At 57.3% G+C, this 20,414-nt stretch carries 18 protein-coding genes; 10 read left to right on the forward strand and 8 right to left on the reverse strand.

Annotated elements, in window-relative coordinates:
• Positions 1 to 59: 59 nt before the first annotated feature.
• The 6 genes from ACR0DG_RS03110 (at position 60) to ACR0DG_RS03135 (ending at position 7,555) form a co-directional block, all read left to right on the forward strand.
• Positions 60 to 524 (forward strand): (2Fe-2S)-binding protein, encoded by a 465-nt coding sequence (locus tag ACR0DG_RS03110; protein WP_480694206.1) that lies wholly within the window; start codon positions 60 to 62, stop codon positions 522 to 524.
• Between the two features lie 3 nt (positions 525 to 527).
• Positions 528 to 2,714: a xanthine dehydrogenase family protein molybdopterin-binding subunit gene (locus tag ACR0DG_RS03115; RefSeq protein ID WP_480694208.1), complete on the forward strand. Its 2,187-nt coding sequence runs from the start codon at positions 528 to 530 to the stop codon at positions 2,712 to 2,714.
• A gap of 110 nt (positions 2,715 to 2,824) precedes the next feature.
• Positions 2,825 to 4,144, forward strand: coding sequence for a glutamine synthetase family protein (locus ACR0DG_RS03120; RefSeq protein WP_480694210.1), 1,320 nt, complete (start codon positions 2,825 to 2,827; stop codon positions 4,142 to 4,144).
• Positions 4,145 to 4,203: 59 nt separating this feature from the next.
• A complete protein-coding gene (locus ACR0DG_RS03125; RefSeq protein ID WP_480694212.1) occupies positions 4,204 to 4,884 on the forward strand; it encodes a type 1 glutamine amidotransferase in 681 nt (226 codons plus the stop codon).
• Positions 4,884 to 6,242 (forward strand): glutamine synthetase family protein, encoded by a 1,359-nt coding sequence (locus ACR0DG_RS03130; RefSeq protein WP_480694214.1) that lies wholly within the window; start codon positions 4,884 to 4,886, stop codon positions 6,240 to 6,242. Before ACR0DG_RS03125 ends, ACR0DG_RS03130 begins: the two co-directional genes overlap by 1 nt.
• An 8-nt stretch (positions 6,243 to 6,250) precedes the next feature.
• Positions 6,251 to 7,555 (forward strand): NAD(P)/FAD-dependent oxidoreductase, encoded by a 1,305-nt coding sequence (locus tag ACR0DG_RS03135; RefSeq protein WP_480694216.1) that lies wholly within the window; start codon positions 6,251 to 6,253, stop codon positions 7,553 to 7,555.
• Here ACR0DG_RS03135 and ACR0DG_RS03140 read toward each other — a convergent pair.
• Entirely contained in the window at positions 7,532 to 8,557 is a 1,026-nt protein-coding gene (locus ACR0DG_RS03140; RefSeq protein WP_480707034.1) for a formylglycine-generating enzyme family protein, read from the reverse strand. The two genes, ACR0DG_RS03135 and ACR0DG_RS03140, sit on opposite strands and share 24 nt — an antisense overlap.
• Positions 8,558 to 8,742: 185 nt before the next feature.
• Here ACR0DG_RS03140 and ACR0DG_RS03145 point away from each other — a divergent pair, with 185 nt between their 5' ends.
• Positions 8,743 to 9,957 carry a DegT/DnrJ/EryC1/StrS family aminotransferase gene (locus tag ACR0DG_RS03145; protein ID WP_480694220.1) on the forward strand — a complete coding sequence of 405 codons (1,215 nt, stop codon included), beginning with the start codon at positions 8,743 to 8,745 and terminating at the stop codon, positions 9,955 to 9,957.
• Between the two features lie 67 nt (positions 9,958 to 10,024).
• Here ACR0DG_RS03145 and phaR read toward each other — a convergent pair whose 3' ends face one another.
• From phaR to phaC, 3 genes are all read right to left on the reverse strand, one after another.
• Positions 10,025 to 10,579 (reverse strand): polyhydroxyalkanoate synthesis repressor PhaR, encoded by a 555-nt coding sequence (phaR, locus tag ACR0DG_RS03150; RefSeq protein WP_480694222.1) that lies wholly within the window; start codon positions 10,577 to 10,579, stop codon positions 10,025 to 10,027.
• Positions 10,580 to 10,717: 138 nt separating this feature from the next.
• On the reverse strand, positions 10,718 to 11,164 hold the full coding sequence (locus tag ACR0DG_RS03155; protein WP_480694223.1) for a phasin family protein: 447 nt from the start codon (positions 11,162 to 11,164) through the stop codon (positions 10,718 to 10,720).
• Between the two features lie 131 nt (positions 11,165 to 11,295).
• Positions 11,296 to 13,098: a class I poly(R)-hydroxyalkanoic acid synthase gene (gene phaC / locus ACR0DG_RS03160; protein ID WP_480694225.1), complete on the reverse strand. Its 1,803-nt coding sequence runs from the start codon at positions 13,096 to 13,098 to the stop codon at positions 11,296 to 11,298.
• A gap of 111 nt (positions 13,099 to 13,209) precedes the next feature.
• Between phaC and phaZ the strand changes: the two genes are divergently transcribed.
• Both phaZ and ACR0DG_RS03170 read left to right on the forward strand, forming a co-directional pair.
• Positions 13,210 to 14,481 carry a polyhydroxyalkanoate depolymerase gene (gene phaZ / locus ACR0DG_RS03165; protein WP_480694227.1) on the forward strand — a complete coding sequence of 424 codons (1,272 nt, stop codon included), beginning with the start codon at positions 13,210 to 13,212 and terminating at the stop codon, positions 14,479 to 14,481.
• Positions 14,482 to 14,486: 5 nt separating this feature from the next.
• The gene (locus ACR0DG_RS03170; protein ID WP_480694229.1) at positions 14,487 to 15,071 is read left to right on the forward strand and encodes a DUF6151 family protein; all 585 of its coding nucleotides are present in this window, start codon (positions 14,487 to 14,489) and stop codon (positions 15,069 to 15,071) included.
• Here the strand turns inward: ACR0DG_RS03170 and ACR0DG_RS03175 are convergent.
• The 4 genes from ACR0DG_RS03175 to ACR0DG_RS03190 form a co-directional block, all read right to left on the reverse strand.
• Entirely contained in the window at positions 15,062 to 15,778 is a 717-nt protein-coding gene (locus tag ACR0DG_RS03175) for an alpha/beta fold hydrolase (RefSeq protein WP_480694231.1), read from the reverse strand. The two genes, ACR0DG_RS03170 and ACR0DG_RS03175, sit on opposite strands and share 10 nt — an antisense overlap.
• An 81-nt stretch (positions 15,779 to 15,859) precedes the next feature.
• Positions 15,860 to 16,474, reverse strand: coding sequence for a hypothetical protein (locus ACR0DG_RS03180; protein ID WP_480694979.1), 615 nt, complete (start codon positions 16,472 to 16,474; stop codon positions 15,860 to 15,862).
• Positions 16,475 to 16,504: 30 nt separating this feature from the next.
• Positions 16,505 to 17,488, reverse strand: coding sequence for an alpha/beta hydrolase (locus ACR0DG_RS03185; protein WP_480694233.1), 984 nt, complete (start codon positions 17,486 to 17,488; stop codon positions 16,505 to 16,507).
• Positions 17,485 to 18,234 (reverse strand): alpha/beta fold hydrolase, encoded by a 750-nt coding sequence (locus ACR0DG_RS03190; RefSeq protein WP_480694235.1) that lies wholly within the window; start codon positions 18,232 to 18,234, stop codon positions 17,485 to 17,487. Before ACR0DG_RS03190 ends, ACR0DG_RS03185 begins: the two co-directional genes overlap by 4 nt.
• A gap of 217 nt (positions 18,235 to 18,451) precedes the next feature.
• Between ACR0DG_RS03190 and thrS the strand changes: the two genes are divergently transcribed.
• Positions 18,452 to 20,410, forward strand: a complete 1,959-nt coding sequence (thrS, locus tag ACR0DG_RS03195; RefSeq protein WP_480694237.1) for a threonine--tRNA ligase — start codon at positions 18,452 to 18,454, stop codon at positions 20,408 to 20,410.
• Positions 20,411 to 20,414 lie beyond the last annotated feature (4 nt).

Genomic DNA, 20,414 nt, shown 5'->3' on the forward strand with positions numbered 1-20,414 from the left:
GTGTAAACCCGCCAGTTTACCGATTCAGGAAACCAGCGCGAACAGGAGAATCCCCCCTCATGTCATTGACCTTGAAACTGAACGGCCAGACCCACACGGTCGAAGCGGAACCCGGCACTCCCTTGCTGTGGGTAATCCGGGACGAACTTCAGCTGACCGGAACAAAATTCGGCTGCGGAGTAGCATCATGCGGTGCCTGCACCGTGCACCTCAACGGCGAGCCGGTACGCTCGTGCCAGACCTATATCGAAGACGTCGAAGACGCTGAAATTACGACAATCGAAGCCGTTGGTGACGGCAAGATCGGCGCGGCGGTCCAACAAGCGTGGGTCGAACTGGACGTGGTCCAGTGCGGCTATTGCCAATCTGGTCAGGTGATGTCGGCCGTTGGGTTGTTGTCTGAAAACCCCAAACCTTCTGCCCAAGAGATCGACGATTACATGCATGGCAATGCCTGCCGTTGCGCCACCTATCAACGTATCCGCGCCGGTATCCAGCGCGCATCCGAAATTATGGAGGCCTGATCCATGACCATCAACACCTCTCGCCGTGGATTTCTGAAGGGTGCTGCTGCCGCTGGTGCCGTTCTGCTGGTTGGCGCGCGGCCCGATGGCGCGCTTGCAGCGGCCTCGTCCGAGACCGCTCAGTTCAATCCATTCGTGAAAATCGACGCGGATGGCACCGTGACTGCCATCGTTAAACACTTTGAAAAGGGTCAGGGCCCGGCCACCGGCCTGCCGACGCTGATCGCCGAAGAAATCGGCCTCACGATGGATCAGATCGAATATGAGTTCGCGCCATCTGATCCGAACGTTTACAACAACCTGTTGTTCGGCCCCTTCCAAGGCACCGGTGGTTCGACCGCCATGGCCAACTCGTGGATGCAATACCGTCAGGCGGGCGCTGCCGCGCGCGAGATGCTGATCAACGCCGCAGCTCAAAGCTGGGGTGTGGATGCGTCCGGCATCACCATCGAGGAAGGCATCGTAAAGGCAGGCGACAAATCCGCGCCAATTGCCGAGTTCGTGGCCGCCGCATCGCAAATGGAAGCCCCTGCTGAGCCGCGCCTGAAAGATCCGTCCGAGTTCCGCCTGATTGGCAACGAAGCCGTTCGGCGCAAGGACTCAGCCATCAAGGGCAATGGTCAGGCGATGTATGCGATGGATGTGCATCTGCCCAAACAGATGGTCGCCATGATCAAACGTCCTGAGTCGAAAGGCGGTGTCGCACTTGGCTTTGACGATAGCGCGTCGAAAGAGGTCAAAGGCTATATCAACGCAGCCGTCCTACCCAATCAGGCGGGTGTCGCGGTTTATGCTGAAAACACCTGGGCCGCGATTCAGGCGCGTGACGCGCTGGAAGTCGATTGGGACATGTCCAACGCCGAGACCCGCGACTCGGACCAGATCAAGGCCGAGATCATGGCTGCACTGGACGCCGAGCCGACGTATAATGTGAACAAGGCGGATATGGCCGCCGTATCCGCGGCCATCGACGGCGCGGACAAGGTGGTTGAAAAAACCTTTTACTTCCCACTGCTGGCGCACGCCCCGATGGAGCCTCTGAACTGCACCATCGAGCAAACCGCCGATGGCGACATTGTTCTGCATGACGGTGCACAGATGCCCACCGGGCCACATATGGCCTATCAGCAGATCTTCCAACTGCCGCCCGAGAAGATCCACATCAAGACCATGCTGGCCGGAGGCTCGTTCGGTCGTCGCGCCACACCCGATGCGGATTATCAGGTCGAGGCCGCGTTGGCCTTTGTGATGACCGACCGCTCTCGCCCGGTGAAACTGGTTTGGACACGCGAAGACGATATCCGCAGCGGTTATTACCGCCCAGCTTTCGGCCACAAAGTTCGTGTCGGTCTGGATAACGAGGGAAATATCGTAGGGTGGCAGCATCAGATTGCCGGTCAGTCTGTGATCAAGGGTACCCCGTTCGAGGCGGTTCTGGTGCACGATGGAATTGATCACAGTTCGGTCGAAGGTGTGACAGACAATCCCTATGCTATTCCCGGCATGTCGATTGGCCTGACGGACACGCCCAAGGCAACCACGGTCCTGTGGTGGCGATCGGTTGGTCACACCCACACGGCCTATGCGATGGAGACCATGATGGACATGGCAGCCGAGGCTGCAGGCCGTGACCCGGTCGAGTTCCGGCTGGCCCATCTCGCCGACAGCGCCAACCCCGATCAGCAGCGCCATGCAGCCGTTCTGAAACTGGTGGCCGAGAAGGCAGGCTGGGGTAATGCTCCGGCAGGGCGTTCCCAGGGCATTGCGGTGCACAAGTCCTTTGGATCCTATGCCGCCGAGGTTGTCGAAATATCGGGCGATCCGGAAAACGGCATCAAGATCGAAAAGGTCACCTGTGCCGTCGACTGTGGGATCGCTGTGAACCCCGACGTGGTGCGCGCGCAAATGGAAGGCGGTATCGGCTATGGTATCGGCCACGCGATGCGCGACCAGATCACGTTGACCAGCGGGGCGGTCGATCAGTTCAACTTCCCCGACTACGAGCCGCTGCGCATTAGCGATATTGCCGCGATCGACGTTCACATCGTGCCATCGGCCGAAGCACCAACAGGCGTGGGTGAGCCCGGCACGCCTCCGTCCGCGCCAGCACTGGCGAACGCGATCCGCGCCATTTCGGGGGTCCAAGTCGCGGAACATCCGATGGAAGAAAACGGCGTCAGCTTTGCTTGACGCCCTGCCCCGCGCTGTCTGATCACGGCGCGGGGTAAATTTGATCAAATTCCGTGACAAGGCGCGCTGCGTCGACTAAACCTCGGGTAACCAGTGTGATGGAGACCCCGATGGACCTGAGCGCCTTGCACAGTTTTCGCGTTGCAGCCTGTGACCTTAACGGCCAGATGCGGGGTAAACGCGTGCCACCATCTTATGCCAACAAGCTGGAAAAAGGCTCGGTGCGGATGCCGTTTTCCGCGCTGAACGTGGACCTGTGGGGCGCAGATATCGACGGCAGCCCTCTGGTCTTCGAATCCGGCGACGCCGACGGGGTTCTGTTACCAACCGAGCGCGGCCCGGTGCCGATGCCCTGGCTTGAGACAGAAACGGCATTGGTGCCCATGTGCCTGTATGATGACCACGGCGAACCCTTTGCTGGCGACCCGCGCCACGCGCTGGCTTCTGTTCTGCATCGCTATGCCCAGCGCGGATGGTCGGTTATTGCAGCGACCGAGTTGGAGTTCACGTTGCTGGACTCCTCAAACGCACAACCTCAGCCGCCGATGAATCCCTTGACCGGACGCAGGCTTGTGGATGAGGCCGTTCTCTCCATGGCCGAGATGGACGCTTTCGACGCGTTTTTCACCGATCTCTACGATGGTTGCGCTGCAATGGGCATTCCTGCGCAGACCGCTATTTCCGAAAGTGGAGTTGGCCAATTCGAGATCAACCTGAACCACCAGGACGCCATGCGATGCGCGGATGACACGTGGCTTTTCAAGGCATTGACACGCGGCCTGGCACGCAAACATGGGTTTACTGCCACGTTCATGTCCAAACCCTATTCCGACGATGCTGGCAACGGGATGCATGTGCATTTTTCGGTTGTCGATCAGGCGGGTCGCAATGTCTTCGACAATGGCGGTCCCGAGGGAACCGAAACGCTGCGCCACGCCATCACCGGATGTTTGGCGGCCATGCCGGGCAGCACCTTGATCTTTGCGCCACATGGCAATTCCTACACACGGCTTGTCCCCGGTGCCCACGCGCCGACGGGCGCAAGTTGGGCCTATGAAAACCGCACCGCCGCCTTGCGAATTCCCGGCGGTGCCCCGGCCGCTCGGCGGATTGAGCACCGCGTTGCGGGCGGGGATATCAACCCATACTTGATGCTGGCCGCTGTTCTGGGCTCGGCCATGAACGGGATCGAAGACGCAATGGACCCGCCGGCCCCGATCACCGGCAATGCTTATGAAATCACCGGGCTGCCGCAACTGGCTCGGGACTGGGGCAGCGCGATTTCGGCCTTCGAATCCGACCCGCAGGTCGCGCGCATTTTCCCAGCCGATCTGATCCGGTTTATGGCGATGACCAAACGGCAGGAAATCCGCCGCTTTTCCGAGCGCTCACCCGAAGAACACTGGCTGAGCTACGTCGAGGCGGTCTGACCCCTCTTGCCCGGTTCAAAACGGTGCGGTAGAATAAATTTGATCAAATTTGGTGACCCATGAAAATCGGCATCCTTGTAACTGGCCACCCTCCGGACGAGTTATACGACGAATTCGGCGAATATGACGGCATGTTCCGCAACCTGTTGGATGGCAACGGGTTCACTTTCGAAACGTTCAACGTGGTGGACGGCCAGTTCCCCGCCAGCACCGATGCCGCCGATGGTTGGGTCATCACCGGCTCGCGCCACGGGGCGTATGAGGATCATCCGTGGATACCCTTGCTCGAAGATTTGATCCGAGCAATCCGCGACAAGGGGCAACCGCTGATCGGCGTCTGTTTCGGGCACCAGATCATCGCCCAGGCCCTTGGCGGAAGGGTCGAAAAATTCAAGGGCGGCTGGGCCGTCGGGCGAACGGATTACGACTTGGATGGCCAGACTGTTACGCTGAATGCATGGCATCAGGATCAGGTTGTCGCGTTACCCGACAGTGCACGTGTTACGGGCACGAATGATTTCTGCCGCAATGCGATGTTGGCCTATGGGGACACGATCTGGACGGTTCAGGCCCATCCTGAATATGGTGATGGTTTCATTCAGGGCCTGATCCAGACGCGCGGCAAAGGCGTTGTTCCCGACGAATTAATGCAGACGGCGACGAACCGTCTGCCCGCAAATGACGACAACCCCAAAATCGGGCAGTTCATGGCGGAGTTTCTAAAGAAAGAGAGGGCCTGATGGCCGACTGGACAGAACAGCTGCCGCAGGCAGCCCGCAGCTATTTCGACGGCCACCGACTGGATGAGGTCGAGTGCATCATCTCTGACCTGCCGGGCATCGCCCGGGGTAAGGCAGTGCCTGCCTCGAAATTCGCCAAGCAAGCCTATTTCCATCTGCCCGACAGCATCTTTTACCAGACCATCACCGGCGACTGGGGCGAGGCCGCGGGAGAGGACGGGTTCATCGAACGGGACATGATCCTCAAGCCCGATTTCTCGACCGCCTCTGCCGCACCGTGGACCGGCGACTGGACGTTGCAGGTGATCCACGACGCCTATGATCGCGATGACAAGCCGATCCCGTTCAGCCCGCGTAACGTGCTGAAACGCGTGGTCCAGATGTATCACGACAAGGGCTGGAAACCGGTCGTCGCCCCCGAGATGGAGTTCTTTCTGGTCGCCCCGAATGTCGACCCCGCTCAGGGTATCAAGCCGATGATGGGCCGTTCGGGTCGCCCTGCTGCTGCACGTCAGGCATACTCGATGACCGCCGTGGATGAGTTCGGCCCGGTGATCGATGACATCTATGATTTCGCAGAACATCAGGGTTTCGAGATTGACGGCATCACGCAGGAAGGCGGCGCAGGCCAGTTGGAAATCAACCTGCGCCACGGCAACCCGGTCAAGCTGGCCGATGAGGTGTTCTATTTCAAACGCCTGATCCGCGAGGCCGCGCTGCGCCATAACTGCTTTGCCACCTTCATGGCGAAACCGATCGTGGATGAGCCGGGTTCGGCCATGCATATCCATCATTCGATCATTGACATGGAAACGGGTCAGAACATCTTTTCCGGTCCACAAGGTGGAGAAACGGACGCGTTTTATCACTTCATCGCCGGGTTGCAGAACCACCTGCCTTCGGGGTTGGCGGTGATGGCGCCCTATGTGAACTCGTATCGCCGCTATGTGAAAGACCACGCCGCGCCGATCAATCTGGAATGGGCGCGCGACAACCGCACCACAGGTATCCGCGTGCCGCTGTCAGGCCCCGAGGCGCGCCGGGTCGAAAACCGCATCGCCGGGATGGACTGCAACCCCTATCTGGGCATCGCCCTGTCACTGGCTTGTGGGTACCTTGGGCTGACCCAACAAGAACGCCCGCGCCGTCAGTTCTATGGTGACGCCTATGAGGGCGACGGGGATATCCCTCAAGTCATGGGCAACGCGTTGGACCTCTTCGATCAGGCGACTGCTTTGCACGAGGTTCTTGGATCCGAATTCGCCCGTGTCTACGGCATCGTCAAACGCGCCGAGTACGAAGAGTTTCTGCAGGTTATCTCTCCGTGGGAGCGCGAGCATTTGCTGCTGAACGTCTGAGGCATGCAATGAACCTGCTCTATTCTAATGACCGAAAGGCTGAATACCCGGCCAGTTGGTACGCAGCGACAGCCAATCCGATCGACCGGTTTCCTGTCCTGAAGCAAGACATCAAGGCTGATGTCTGTGTCGTGGGCGGTGGCTACACCGGCCTGTCCGCCGCGCTGCATCTGGCCGAGGCCGGGTTCGACGTCGCTCTGCTCGAGGCGCATCGCGTGGGCTTCGGCGCGTCGGGTCGAAATGGCGGTCAGTTGGGCAGCGCGCAGCGGATGGATCAGGAAGACCTTGAGCGGTTGGTCGGCGATGACGACGCGGCAAAGCTATGGGATCTGGCCGAGGACGCCAAGGCGCTCGTCAAATCGCTGATCGCGAAACATCAAATCGCATGTGATCTGAAACCGGGCGTCGCCGTTCTGGGCCTGTCCAGCAAAGAGCAACAAGAACTGCATGACCACGCCGCGCATCTGTCTGAACGCTATGGCTATGACCAGATGGAGCTGCTGGACGAAGGCGCGGGCCACGGTCTTTGCCCCTCACCCTCTTACAGGGGCGGTTATCTGGACATGGGTGCCGCGCATCTGCATCCGTTGAATTATGCGGTGGGCCTTGCACGCGCAGCAGCTCAGGCCGGGGTGCGAATTTACGAAAGCACCGAGGTGACGGGGGTCGAGGAAACCTCGCCCGCCATTGTCCACGCCGAACAGGGCAAAGTGACAGCCGACCATGTCATTCTGGCCTGCAATGGGTATCTGGGTAATCTGAACGGTAAAGTCGCAGCGCGCGTTATGCCGATCAACAACTTTATCGCCGCCACCGAACCGCTGGGCACCGAAGCAGCCCGCGTTTTGACGCGGGACGTGGCGGTGGCCGATACCAAATTCGTGGTGAATTACTTTCGCCTCAGTGCCGATAACCGACTGCTATTCGGTGGCGGAGAAAGCTATGGCTATCGATTTCCAGCCGACATTGCGGCCAAGGTCCGCAAGCCAATGACCGAGATTTTCCCGCATCTGAGGGACGTAAAGATTGACTACGCCTGGGGCGGCACCTTGGGGATCACCATGCGCCGCATGCCCTATCTGACGCGGGTTGCGCCCAACATCCTGTCGGCCTCGGGCTATTCCGGCCACGGGGTCGGCACCGCGACCCACGCCGGTCAGTTAATGGCACTGGCCATCCAAGGGCAGGCCGAAGGGTTCGACACCATGTCCCGCGTCCCCGCCCTACCCTTCCCTGGAGGTCCCACCCTGCGCAGTCCCCTGCTGGTGTTGGCGATGACGTGGTTCGCGCTAAGGGATAGACTGGGATTGTGATTGAAAAGTAGCCAAACGCGGCGGTGTAAACTCTCGCAACACTCGAAAACCGTTAGACTGCGATCTGGCGTCCGCCCGTATTGGACCACGCGTGGCAACGCGAGAGAAATCCATTGCCGTCCAGTACGTTCCACCACGGCCAACTCTCTCGTCACAATCTGCCGAAACTGACATTTCGAGGTACACGCTGGACGAGTTCCAAGTTTTGTGCCGATCACTCCAACATGTCATAGTTATCTCGGCTACATTCCCTGACATATGCCGGAAGCCCCAAGCGTTGGCCGCATCAAGCTCTTCAACAGGGACCGGATGGCCTCTCCTAGCTAAATCTGGACGCTTTACGCCCAGCATTTCTTCGGTGGGTTTACCGTGAAAATTAACCTGATCGGTAGTGACTTCCTCTCCTTGAGCAAACGGTGTCTGAGTTCCTGCCCGCGCTGCATATTCCCATTCTGCCTCAGTGGGCAAACGGTACACATTTGCTCCGACTTTGTCGTTTAACCAACGAGTGTAAGCGACCCCATCCAAAAACGAAACGTTGAAGACTGGGTGACTACCTTGGGTTTCTAGACAGGATCCATCAGAGCGCGGTATGCAAGCACGCGGGATATACCCCCCACAACCTCCATCGTTCACGCAGGCCATCCATTGGTCATGGGTCACTTCATTTCGCGCCATTGCGATAGGCATCTCGATCCTAACCGGGTGAACTGGACCTTCGTGATGTGCAATATACGGCTCTTCCGGTGTCGCGAGACGGAACCCCTTATTGTCCCAATGGAAGTTACGCTTGGATTCTCCCGATGGGGCACCCATCAGAAACTCTCCCAACGGCAACACGATCATCTCGGGGCAGACATCGCATTCCTGAAACATTTCAAGCGGGGAGACCTCGGTTCCGTCGGTCAGATCATATTGGGCATGTGCCGGCAGAGCCAAAAAGAACAGTGAAATAGCGAGCCGGGCCAGCATGAAGGCAACAATCCGAATAGTGAAATGCATTCTTTAGATTGTGTCATTGCCACCCGACTTTCCCAACAGAAGCAAGACACATTTTCGAACCGCGTTGCGATTGCCACATCAAGTACGACAAATTGGTGAAATTTTGCCGCCCCCGCGAATGAAGGCTTGGATTGTCATTTGATTAGCTTTATCTTTCCCAAAGGTAGAATTTGGGAAAATCAAATATGACACTTCCTCCAAACGTTCATGACGCCGAACCCATCCCAGCAGCTGCCCGCGAGGCGATTGACGCTCTGATGCAATCGGGCGACCTGTTTCGCTATACCGCACCGCAAGATGCGCCGGTTGCTCTGTTGGAAAGTGAATTCGCAGAGTTGCTGGGATCGAAATACGCTCTGGCAGTTTCGTCCTGTTCAGCCGCTTTGTTTCTGTCTTTGAAAGCGTTGGACCTGCCCCGCGACGCGCGGGTATTGATCCCCGGATTTACCTTCGCTGCGGTACCATCGTCGATTGTGCACGCTGATTGCATTCCGGTGCTCTGCGAAGTGGGCGAGAACTACCGGATCGACTTGACCGATTTCGAGGCCAAGCTGGACAGTGTTCAAGCCGTCATCATCAGCCACATGCGCGGACATACCTCGGACATGGACGCGATCATGGCCTTGTGTACCGCGCGCGATATACCCGTCATAGAAGACGCGGCGCATTCGCTGGGCACCACGTGGCATGGGCGCAATATCGGCACCATCGGCAAGATCGGGTGTTTCTCATTCCAGTCGTACAAGATGATAAATGCCGGTGAAGGTGGCATCCTGATCACCGACGACGCCGATCTGGTGGCCCGTGCAGTGATCATGTCCGGCGCATACGAACACAACTGGAAAAAGCATAAAGGGCCGCGTGGCGACAACTCTCCCGAGTTGGAACAGGCTTTTGTCCGGTGGCAGAACAAACTGCCATTGTATAACCTGCGTATGAGCAATCTGAGCGCCGCCGTTATCCGCCCACAGATTCCTGAATTGGCGCGCCGCGTGAAGGACGGACTGGCAAATCATGACTATGTCGCCGAACGTCTAAATACTTCGCCCTTTATTGACGTCCCCGCCCCTCTGGCACCCGAGCGTCGTGCACCAGATTCGATTCAGTTCAACCTTGTTGGCCTCAGCGACGAAGACATTCGCGCCTTTGCTGCGGCTTCCGAGGCGCGCGGCGTCAAGGTTCAGGTCTTTGGTCTGAGCCAGGACAATGCCCGTGCGTTCTGGAACTGGCAGTTCCTGCCTGAACAGTTTGATCTGCCGCAGACGCAAGACATGCTGATGAAAGCCTGCGACGTCCGGCTTCCCGTTCGTCTGACACGCGCAGAATTGGATGTGATCGCCGATATCATACTGGCCTCTGTCGGTGAGGTGACAGCACCCGTCGTCGCATTCGGCACCTGATCAGATAGAAACAACGCAAAAGGGCCCGCTTTTACCGGCGGGCCCATTTGCGTTTTGTGCTGGATACTCAGTTCAGTTTCGATAACTTCTGCTGCAGCTCTGCCAGTTGTTTCTTGATGTCATCCAGATCTTCTTTGCCCTCTGGTTTGGCACCGTCGTCGGCATCGCCGCCCGTCCAACCACCGGACAATCCACCTGTCATCGCCTTTAGGAACGCTTGTTGCTGAGCCTGCATCGCCTCGAACCCGGGCATCTGCGACATCGGGTTCATCGCGTTCATATTCTCCATCATTTTGGACTGGCTTTCGCGCAGCATCTCGAACGAGCTTTGCAGGAATTGCGGCATTACACCCCCACCTGGCAGCATGTAACTGCGTACCAGATCGTTCAGGACGTTGACGGGCAAAACGTTCTCGCCTCGGCTTTCATGCTCGGCGATGATTTGCAGCAGGTATTGCCGTGTCAGGTCGTCCCCGGTTTTAAGGTCGATGATCTGCACCTCGCGACCGTCGCGGATGAACGCAGCGATATCCTCAAGCGTGACGTAGTCGCTGGTCTCGGTGTTATACAGCCGGCGGCTGGCATAGCGTTTGATCAGCAATGGTTTTTCTTGTTCCGACACCGGGTATCCTCCCCAAGGAATGATGCGTTGCAGCAGAGATTATGCGAGCGCAGAACAAAAAGAAAGGGCAGGTCTTTCGACCCGCCCAACGCGATTGCACCTAAAGGGAGGATTGGGTGCGCCTCGCGGCTTAACAACTTACTTGGCAGCAGCAGCTTTCTTGGCAGCGGCAGTTACCTCGGTCGTAGCTTTCTTAACAGCAGCAGTTGCGTCTTCTGCAGCGTCCTTACCGGCAGCCATCAGCAGCTCAACGGTTTCGGACTGAACTTTTTTCGCGATTTCTGCGAAAGCAGCCATGTTCTCTGCAGCAACTTCAGCCGACGCGCTTGCGAAATCGGTCGCAGCTTTTGCGTAGTCAGCAGGCTCTGCCTTTGCTTTCGACATTTCAGCCAGTTTGGCCAGAGTGTCTTTGGTCCATTTGTTGGAGAGCTCAGCCGACTTTTCAGCCGCCTCCAGAGCAACGCCAGACAGCTTTTCGTTCAGGGTTGCGGTCGACTTGAAAGCGCCTTCCATAGCGGTGGTGTCAACGGGAAATGCACCCATCATGTCTTTCAGAGTCGCGGTAAAGTCTTGAGTCTTTGCCATTGTCCTAAATCCTTTTGCCGAACCGGGCCCACCCCGGTTTTCATCAGCATGTCGACAATATGATTGCTGCGTCGCAGCATTGCAAGGTTTTTCTTGCTGCAACGCAGAAAAATTTTAGTTTCAGAATGAAATCAGCGGTTTGCTTTGACCTTCACATAGGTCCCCGGCGCCGGTGCAAGGCTTGGGTGGTCCGAATCGCCGGTATCCCGCGCGGGCACTTGCTTGCCGGACCGCTTTTTCAACCAGGCTTCCCACATCGGCCACCACGATCCTTCGTGGAAATCAGCCTCTTTCAACCAAGTGTCCGCGTCGGCCTTGATGTCGGGGTTGGTATAGTGTCCGTATTTTTTCTTGCTGGGTGGGTTCACAATCCCTGCGATATGCCCGGACTCGGACACGACAAAGGTCTTGGAGCGTGACCCCGTCTGCTGAAAGCCGCGGTAGCAGTCTTTCCACGTGGCGATGTGATCCGTTTCGCAGGTGATAGACATAAGCGGAATATCCACGTCGCGGATATGCAGCTTGTGCCCCATGAGGTCGAAACCTTCACTGACAAAGTCATTCGACTGGCAGAGCCCTCGCAAATACTCGACCGCCATCTTGCCCGGCAGGTTTGATCCGTCCCCATTCCAGAACAAGAGATCAAAGGCCGGGGGTGTCTCGCCCATCATGTAGTTGCGTATGGCGGGCGAATAGACCAAATCGCGCGACCTAAGGAAGGACATTGTGCGACCCATTATCCACGCATTCAATACGCCCTCTTTCGCCACGTGGTCCTCAATACCGTCGACAAAATGGTTCTGTAGGAATGGCGTGAACTCTCCCTGCTCGCCAAAATCGGTCAAGGTTGTAAAGAAGGTTGCGGATTTGACGGATTTGTCCCCACGCTGTTTCAACAGCGAAAGAGTCAGGTGCAGGGTCGTTCCGGCGATGCAATAACCGACAGCATTCACTTGCTTGACCTTGCAGATCTTCTTGGCCTCTTCGATCGCCGCCAGAAAGCCATCCTCGATATAATCGGCCATTCCGACATCCGCATAGGACGCATCCGGGTTAACCCAACTGACCACGAATAGGGTATATCCCTGTTCGGTGATCCATTTGATCATGCTGTTCTGGGCTTTCAGATCGAGGATGTAGAACTTGTTGATCCAAGGTGGGAACAAAACAATCGGCGTTTCATGAACCGTTTCAGTGGCCGGCTTATACTGGATCAGTTCCATCATACGGTTCCGGAACACCACATCACCCGGCGACGTGGCAATGTTCCCGCCAACTTCAAATGCGCTGTCATCAGCCAGTTTTACAACCAGCTCGCCATTGTTTGCTTCCAGGTCGGATACGAGGTTCTCAAGCCCTTGTATCAGCGACTGACCCTCGGTCTCGAGCGCCTTTTCCAATGCGTCGGGGTTGGTTGCCAAAAAGTTGGTCGGCGCCATCATGTCAATAATCTGCTGCGAGAAGTACTGAAGGCGTTGCTTGTCCTTGGCTTCAAGGTCTTCGACCGATTCAACCGCCTGTGCCAGCGCATCGGCGTTTGTCTGATATTGTTGGCGAATAAGACGGAAATAGGGGTTGGTCTCCCACATCGGGTTGGTGAACCGCCTGTCATGCACCAGGCTATCCGGCACCGATTCCCCACCTTGAGCGAGCGCCTTTTGCGCTTCGGCAAAGTTTAGAACGGACTTGCCCCAATACTCCACTTGCTGCTCAAGCAGCTTGGCCGGATTCTGCCAAGCCTCGGCCCAATAGGCCGTTGCCGCTCGTGCGAAAAGATCTTGATTCGGCCCGTCCAAAGCAGGCGTATGTGGTTTCTTTCCCGCCATGACTTCCATCAGACGTCGGGACAGCTCTTCAACTTTACCCAGATTTTCCTTAAGCTTTTCAAGGTTTTCTTCGGCCACCTGAGGCGTATCGCCGTCCGTAGTTGTCATTTTAACAATTCCCACTTAGTCTCGCTGCTATGCAGAATAACGCCGCGGAACCCTATGGGCAAAGCGACGAATGGTCCGAACTATCAGGCTGACATCCAGGAGGCCCATCCAATGCGATACATGATGACGTACGATCTGATGGAAACCGTGCGCAACACCAATCAATGGATGGGTGCGACAGCCAGTTCGATGGCATCCTACCCGATTTTTGCGATGGTCCCAAACCCCGCGTTCAGCATGATGGCCGCTTGGGGCGAAGTGACCGAGCGGACGTTCCAGCGCATGATCGTAAAGCCCGATTGGGGCATCCGGACGTTTACCTGCGAGGATGGTAAGGACCATCTGGTCGATATCGTTCCTGTTCTTGAACGCCCGTTTGGCGATCTTGTCCATTTCCGTGTGAACGGCCGTGCCGAACAAGCGCGTAAGGTATTGATCGTGGCACCCATGTCCGGTCACTATTCCACGCTGCTGCGGTCCACGGTCAAAAGCCTTTTGGTCAATTGCGAAGTCTACATCACAGACTGGCATAACGCGCGCGACATCCCCGTGTCGGAAGGTAAGTTCGATGTCGAGGACTATACACTTTACCTTGTCGATTTCATGAAGGAACTCGGCCCGGAAACCCACGTCGTGGCCGTTTGCCAACCAGCCCCACTGACGCTGGCGGCAACAGCCTATCTGGCAGAGGTCGAGCCGAAGGCCCAGCCCAGCACGCTGACCCTGATCGGCGGCCCGGTCGACCCTGACGCCACCCCGACGGATGTCACTGATTTTGGGCGCCGCGTCACGATGGGCCAACTCGAAGAGACCATGATTCAACGCGTGGGCTTCAAGTACAAAGGCGTGGGCCGTATGGTTTATCCCGGCCTGCTGCAATTGGCCTCGTTCATGTCCATGAACGCCGAGCGTCACACCAAAGCCTTCACCGATCAGATCCAGCGGGTCATGCGCGGTGAGGCGTCAGACCATGACGCGCATAACCGCTTCTACGACGAATATCTGGCCGTGATGGACATGACAGCCGAGTTCTATCTGTCCACTGTCGAGCGGATCTTTAAAAACCGTGAAATAGCGCGCAATGAATTTGTTGTGGCCGGCCATAAAGTGGATATCGGCAAGATTACCGATGTCGCTGTCAAAACGGTCGAGGGTGCCAATGACGACATTTCCGCGCCCGGCCAGTGTATCGCTGCGCTGGACCTCTGCACCGGGTTGCCGGAAGCGAAAAAAGCCAGCCATGTTGAACCCGGCGCAGGCCATTACGGCATTTTCGCAGGCCGCAGCTGGCGCGACAATATCCGCCCGCTGGTCATCGACTTTATGAACGCCAATTCCCGCAAACCACGTCGACGCGCCGCGAACAAAAACAAGGTGGCTTAACCTTAATGAGCATGGGCGAGGCGACGGATAGCGCCTTTTCCTGCACTTGCGGAACGATGCGTGGGCGGCTTACCCGGTCTGGTGTCAAGTCGGGCACGCATGTTGTATGCTTTTGCAACGATTGCCGCGCGGCCCAGCTATATTTCGGTCAACCAGACCCCGCACCCGGACCCGTTGAAGTCCTCCAGATGCTGCCGGAAGCGGTCAGAATTGACGCTGGCGCAGAACAGCTTGCTGTTATGCAGCTTAGCCCACGCGGCATGTTGCGGTGGTACGCCAGATGCTGCAACGCGCCATTGGCTACGACATCGCGCACCCCAAAGTTCCCATTCGCTGGTTTCATTGTCGACCGCATGGCCGACCCGAAGGTATTGGGCCCCGTCACAACCCGCGGTTTTGTTCCAAAGCCAGGTGGCAAGCAAGTGCACGAAAAACTCGGCCCTGCGATCTACGGGATGCTATCGCGCGTGCTGAAATCTCGCATCTCAGGCAGCTGGAAAAACACGCCGTTTTTCAAACCGGGCACAAGCGAACCGGTTTGCGAGCCCCTGATCCTGAGTAAAACGGAACGTTCTGCTCTTTACAGATAGGGCAATCTAACCTGAATATTGAGCCATTCCTCAAGCGCCTCACTTACAGCGCCCGGAGTTTCCAGCGGTGGCAGGTGGCCCGCGTCCTCAATCACCTTGAGTTCTGCATTCGGGATCATATCCGCCATAAATGCGTGTTTTCTCACGGGCGTTAGCTGATCATGCGCACCGCACAAAACCAAAGTCGGCACATTGATATGCCTTAGCGCCGGCTGCTGGTCCGGTCGCCTTTGCAAGGCGCGCATCTGCCGCTCGAACACATCAGGCCCCTGCCCCAACGCCATCTCCATAACCTCATTCATCACAGGAACACGGGCTGGCCCCGGAGCTAGAGTCTCGGTTCCAATGATCTTGTGCATAACCTCTTCCAGACGGCCCGATTTCGCACCGACGATAAGTTCTTCGCGGTCCGCTGCAATCTGCGGAGTGTCGGCTTGCGCATCGGTCGACATCAGGCACAAACGTGACACGCGATCAGACGCGCGGCGTACCAGCTCGAGCGCGACGACCCCGCCCATGCTGAACCCCGCCAGTGCAAACCGATGAGGCAATTGATCCAGCAAAGCGGATGCGATTTCTTCAATGCGCTCTCCACCGGATATTGGTGCAACAGTAACCGCACGCCGATCGGACAAGTGGAGAATCTGGGCCCCAAACAGCCGTGCGTCGCACATAAATCCGGGCAAAAACACCAACGGTTCAATCACGCAGGGCCTCCTTAAATTCGACCACTTTGTGCTTCATTTCCCGCAAGATGAGAGGTTTTGGGCAGGTGAGCAAGTGAAACTTCAAGGGTAGCGTATGCCGCGAAAGGTCGGAAAATCCGCGTATCTGCGTTGCCGCGTTCTGATATCCTCTTGGGGCTGGTCCCCCGGTCGCAAAAGACACCCGCGCGGGGCAATGTAGCTGTCAATGCGGCGATGCGGTTTTGGTCGCCAGACAAGGTTGAACGCACATAGTTTCGGGAAAAACCAGATTTCCGAATAGTCCAGATGATCGTGCATCCACCACGCAAGATCACGCCAATCCCGCCCGGCCTCATACTGATCCGCAAACCAGGGGATCACGATCGAAGCCCCGGCAATTCGCGCATCCCCGTCTGCCCTATCCCAGATATGGCATTCCATCGGGTTGTCGTTTCGTGCGCAATTCAGCCGGTTTTCGTTGCCAAATTGGTTCAGCGACGGCGCGCGGTATCCTGACCGAACAGCGATCCGGCCAAAGGTTTCTTCCAGTGGGTCCAACAAGGTCTGGCAAAGGGCGCGTCCTGTTTCGATGGCGAGGTCTGGGTTTTCCGGAAGGTTTTGGATCTGGTGATAGTTCCCGATTTCAGAATACAGGAAATCGCGCATGAAGAAATACCGGGACAATCGCACGCGACCCAAGGTTTCAAGGCTCCACATACTTCCCGGCTTACGCATCGCCCATCCTTTTCATTTGATACCCAGAGACCCAAGCCAATCCAGTATACCAGTGACTGTCGCCTCTGTTTGATCGGGCGACATGAGGCGCCCAGCAATAACATGCGACGCCGGGTCATCACGCGGCCCCATCGTCACCAAACGTATCGTTGCTGGCGCACCCCAAGCATCGGCAACCTTATGGGTCAAGTCAGGACGCACGACCTGATCGTCGTTGGAAAACCAGAACAACGCAGGCACAGCCGCGTCGCTGAAGTCTTGCGCATAGACCACGTCGACAAGCCGCGTCATAGGAACGACAGCCTCCCACGGGTAGACCGAAGACCAGTACATGTTCTTTTCCGGGTCAGGCCCGCTGACGTCCCGGATTTCGCCGGTCAGCAGGGGCAACCAGCTTCGTGCCCAGGGTAAGCCGGGTATCCACGCGCCTACCGTATTCACGCCGAAGTTTGGTGAGATGAAAACGATCCCGGCTACGTCCTGACCCAAGTCTTCGTTCAAGGCGGCCATGACGGCGAGGGTACCGCCTGTCGAGGTTGAGATAATGACGACCTTTTCACCGACCGCACGCGCGGCGGCAAGTCCCTCAGCCAGGTCATTCATCCACCCCGATGCCGTACCTTCGGCCATTGCTGATGCATCACGACCATGACCTTGCAGTCTTGTGTAAACCAGATTGGCCCCCAAAGCGTCCGCAACGAGGTCAGGAACCGGGCGTATTTCCTCGGACGATGCGGAAAACCCGTGTAAATACAAAACGGAAACTGGCGTTCGTTGCTCTTTGAAACCGTCTTGCCAGATCACGCGTTTTTCAACGCCTGGAAAAATGTCGCCATAAGCGGACTCTGTGCTTTCAAAATAAACCTGAACGCCTTCGCCAAATTTGCGAGGGTCAAAACTGGGGTTCAGATCGACCTCTTCCCGTGGGCCCAGCCAATAGGCCAAACCGGCCGCGACGAAAACGACTGCCAGAATACGAACCAAGACGCGCATCATTCGGAGTTCGTCACCTCTGACACGGCCCGCTCGATCATCCCAAGACACGGACCGTCAGAGAACCGATGATCCGCATCCTTGACCAGCAACAGACGCATATCAGGCCCCGCGGCATGTTCCAACAAACGTACCGCAGTTTCCGTAGATACAGCCGTATCAGCAGTTCCCTGCAAAAACCGCACCGGGAAAGGCAAGTTCAACTCACCCCGCAAAACAAGCCTTTGGCGCCCATCTTCGATCATCCTCTTTGTGATGATGTATGGCTCCATGTAGTCTGACGGCAGTTCCACATACCCAATTGTTTCAAGCTGGTTTTTCTGGGCGTCCGAGAAGGAGGCCCAATATCCATCCTCGGTGAAATCCGGCGCTGCCGCGATCGTAACCATACCCTCAATTCGTTCCGGCATGACCTTGGCCAGCAGCAATGCCTGCCACCCCCCCATCGACGAGCCCACGACGACCAGCGGCCCATCGGTCAATTGCGATACAGCAGTCACCGTGTCCTCATGCCAGTCTCCAATACACCCATCCTCAAAGCTTCCCGAGCTTTCGCCATGACCGGAATAGTCAAACCGCAAGAAAGCACGCCCTTGTGCCCGCGCCCAAGCCTCAAGATGCACAGCCTTGGTGCCCTCCATATCCGACTTGAGCCCCCCCAGAAAAACGATGGTCGGCCCTGTGCCCTCGGTTTTGTGATACGCTAACCGCCGCCCCTGCGCCGTTTCTAAAAATTCAGTCGCTGCCATAAAACCCTCTTTGCTTTCCCTGCATCATGCACGCCGCACCCCCAAGTGCAATTCCCCGATCCGCCCTTCATCTGGCTAAAAATATCCCGGGGTGCGCGAGGGGCAGCGCCCCTCGCTACGACACTTGACACAATCCCCCCCACCTGCCAAAGCAGCCAAACGCAAATAACCCGCAACCGGGCGTTCAGTGGGCGCCAAACCGACGAGGAGAGCCAACATGGCCCTGGATTCAAAATCCGTCTCTCTCACTTTTCCCGATGGCAACGCACGATCCTATGACGCAGGCATCACACCCGCGCAGGTGGCAGCAGATATCTCGACCTCTCTGGCCAAAAAGGCGATCTCGGCCACGGTCGACGGCAAGCACTGGGATTTGCAGTGGCCCATCGAAGCAGACGCGCAAATTGCCATCCACACCATGAAGGATGAGGAACAGGCCAATGAACTGATCCGCCACGATCTGGCGCATGTCATGGCCCGCGCCGTGCAGGAAATCTGGCCCGCGACCAAAGTCACCATCGGCCCCGTGATCGACAACGGCTGGTACTATGACTTTGACCGCGAAGAGCCATTCACGCCCGAAGATCTCGGCCTCATCGAGAAGAAGATGAAAGAGATCATCAACAAGCGCGACCCCGTCACCACCGAAGTCTGGGACCGCGACCGCGCGATCGAGTTCTACAAGGCCAATAATGAGCCCTATAAGGTCGAACTGATCGAAGCGATACCCGGCGATGAACCTCTGCGCATATATTGGCACGGCCACTGGCAGGATCTTTGCCGTGGCCCGCACCTGCAACACACCGGCCAACTGCCCGGCGATGCGTTCAAACTTATGTCCATCGCCGGTGCCTATTGGCGTGGTGACAGCGACCGCGCGATGTTGCAACGCATCTACGGCGTGGCCTTCACTGGCAAGGAAAAGCTGAAAGCCCACCTACACATGCTGGAAGAGGCCGCCAAACGCGACCACCGCAAGCTGGGCCGCGAGATGAACCTGTTCCACATGCAGGAAGAGGCCCCCGGCCAGATCTTCTGGCATCCGAACGGCTGGAAAATCTACACCACCCTACAGGACTACATGCGCCGGATGCAGGAACGCGACGGCTATGTCGAGGTCAACACTCCGCAAGTCGTCGACCGCAAACTGTGGGAGGCCTCAGGCCACTGGGACAAGTACCAGGAAAACATGTTCATCGTCGAAGTGGACGAAGAACACGCCCGCGAAAAAGCGATCAACGCGCTGAAACCGATGAACTGCCCCTGCCACGTGCAGGTGTTCAATCAGGGCCTGAAATCCTATCGCGACCTGCCCCTGCGTATGGCCGAGTTCGGCTCCTGTGCGCGCTATGAACCCTCGGGCGCTTTGCATGGGATAATGCGGGTGCGTGGCTTCACTCAGGATGACGGACATATCTTCTGCGCCGAGGATCAGATTGAATCTGAGACCGCCAAATTCATCGCCTTCCTTTCCAAGGTCTATGCTGACCTCGGATTCCACGACTGGACGATCAAACTGTCCACCCGCCCGGAAAAGCGCATCGGGTCGGATGAAAGCTGGGATCTGGTCGAAAAGGCCCTTGGCGACGCCTGTAAGGCGGCTGGCTATGAGTATGAAATCCTCGAAGGCGAAGGCGCGTTCTACGGTCCCAAGCTGGAGTTCACTCTGACTGATGCCATCGGACGCACATGGCAATGCGGCACGCTGCAGGTCGACCCGAACCTGCCCGAACGTCTGGACGCCAGCTTTATCGGCGCAGATGGTGCAAAACACCGCCCCTTCATGCTGCACCGGGCGACGCTGGGTTCGTTCGAACGCTTCATCGGCATCCTGATCGAAGAACACGCAGGCAAGCTGCCCTTCTGGTTGGCCCCGCGTCAGGTTGTCGTGGCCTCGATCACGTCCGAAGCAGATGGCTACGTCAATGAGGTCGTCGAAACGCTCAAAGCCGCAGGTGTGCGGGCCGAAGCGGACATCCGCAACGAAAAGATCAACTACAAGGTCCGCGAACACTCGGTCGGTAAAGTACCCGTGATCTTGGCCGTCGGACACCGCGAGGTTGATGAACGGACGGTCAGTGTTCGGCGTCTGGGCGAGAAACAAACGCAGGTTCAGTCACTTGAGGCTGTAACAATTGAGCTGGCCAAGGCCGCGACTCCGCCCGATCTGCTGTAACAAT

The organism is Ruegeria sp. BG8, assembly GCF_056538325.1.

What these genes read in the sequence shown, in the direction of transcription:
- phaZ (WP_480694227.1), top strand. Translation starts at nt 13,210, where the DNA reads ATGCGATACATGATGACGTACGATCTGATGGAAACCGTGCGCAACACC.
- ACR0DG_RS03125 (WP_480694212.1), top strand. Translation starts at nt 4,204, where the DNA reads ATGAAAATCGGCATCCTTGTAACTGGCCACCCTCCGGACGAGTTATAC.
- thrS (WP_480694237.1), top strand. Translation starts at nt 18,452, where the DNA reads ATGGCCCTGGATTCAAAATCCGTCTCTCTCACTTTTCCCGATGGCAAC.
- ACR0DG_RS03115 (WP_480694208.1), top strand. Translation starts at nt 528, where the DNA reads ATGACCATCAACACCTCTCGCCGTGGATTTCTGAAGGGTGCTGCTGCC.
- ACR0DG_RS03180 (WP_480694979.1), bottom strand. Translation starts at nt 16,474, where the DNA reads ATGTGGAGCCTTGAAACCTTGGGTCGCGTGCGATTGTCCCGGTATTTC.
- ACR0DG_RS03155 (WP_480694223.1), bottom strand. Translation starts at nt 11,164, where the DNA reads ATGGCAAAGACTCAAGACTTTACCGCGACTCTGAAAGACATGATGGGT.
- ACR0DG_RS03135 (WP_480694216.1), top strand. Translation starts at nt 6,251, where the DNA reads ATGAACCTGCTCTATTCTAATGACCGAAAGGCTGAATACCCGGCCAGT.
- ACR0DG_RS03130 (WP_480694214.1), top strand. Translation starts at nt 4,884, where the DNA reads ATGGCCGACTGGACAGAACAGCTGCCGCAGGCAGCCCGCAGCTATTTC.
- ACR0DG_RS03140 (WP_480707034.1), bottom strand. Translation starts at nt 8,557, where the DNA reads ATGCATTTCACTATTCGGATTGTTGCCTTCATGCTGGCCCGGCTCGCT.
- ACR0DG_RS03145 (WP_480694220.1), top strand. Translation starts at nt 8,743, where the DNA reads ATGACACTTCCTCCAAACGTTCATGACGCCGAACCCATCCCAGCAGCT.
- ACR0DG_RS03110 (WP_480694206.1), top strand. Translation starts at nt 60, where the DNA reads ATGTCATTGACCTTGAAACTGAACGGCCAGACCCACACGGTCGAAGCG.
- phaC (WP_480694225.1), bottom strand. Translation starts at nt 13,098, where the DNA reads ATGACAACTACGGACGGCGATACGCCTCAGGTGGCCGAAGAAAACCTT.
- ACR0DG_RS03190 (WP_480694235.1), bottom strand. Translation starts at nt 18,234, where the DNA reads ATGGCAGCGACTGAATTTTTAGAAACGGCGCAGGGGCGGCGGTTAGCG.
- ACR0DG_RS03170 (WP_480694229.1), top strand. Translation starts at nt 14,487, where the DNA reads ATGAGCATGGGCGAGGCGACGGATAGCGCCTTTTCCTGCACTTGCGGA.
- ACR0DG_RS03120 (WP_480694210.1), top strand. Translation starts at nt 2,825, where the DNA reads ATGGACCTGAGCGCCTTGCACAGTTTTCGCGTTGCAGCCTGTGACCTT.
- ACR0DG_RS03185 (WP_480694233.1), bottom strand. Translation starts at nt 17,488, where the DNA reads ATGATGCGCGTCTTGGTTCGTATTCTGGCAGTCGTTTTCGTCGCGGCC.